This window comes from Staphylococcus sp. EG-SA-2 (genome assembly GCF_017152085.1).
Map to the genome: position 1 here is coordinate 1 of NZ_JACYHC010001146.1, position 678 is coordinate 678.

A 678-nucleotide genomic window follows, 5' to 3' on the forward strand; every position below is an offset into this window, starting at 1 on the left:
CATATTAATGATTAATAATTTTAGGGTTATTATTTGTCGCTTCGACATAGTAAGTATTCGTTTTGTCCTTACCGTCATGCTTCACTTTAATTTCCCAGTTTGGTTGTAACAATTGAACATTCGTTTCATTCACGACTGAATAGTAACCAAGTCTAGCATTAATGACTTCATCACCTTTTTTCAAGTAACGATTATAATATAATGCCTCGATTGCTTTTCTCACACCAATCACTTGATGCTTCTTATCTGCACCATCTGTGGGCTTAATGTCATCCATCATTGATTGTTTATAACTAGTCGCTTTGTTATCTTCTATATTAAAGTTCAACATCGCTTTACTATTGTTCAAAATCGGGAAATTATCATACGTTTGTTCGTATTTTACAGAACCAGAACTAATTTCACTTAATTGATATTCTGAACCTTTGAACACACGTTTGTTAACATAATCTTTCAAATCTTTTAAGTTATTGTCACTGACCTTTACCGATTGACTAATGTTCGCATTTAATAATTTTCCACCATCTGATGTGGTCAAATCCGAATCGCCTTTAGCTTTAGAACTAAAGTCTTTTGATCGCCCTGTAATTTGCTCTAATTTTATACCTTTAACTGATTTATTCAATATACTAGCCGGTACTTTAATTTCTTCTTGCTGAAAATTAACTTCATTGTTAC

At 32.2% G+C, this 678-nt stretch carries 1 protein-coding gene; it reads right to left on the reverse strand.

The features are described from left to right. Positions 1-4 precede the first annotated feature (4 nt). A partial coding sequence (locus IDG60_RS28025; protein ID WP_206161063.1) for a two-component system regulatory protein YycI occupies positions 5-678 on the reverse strand: 674 nt, incomplete at its 5' end.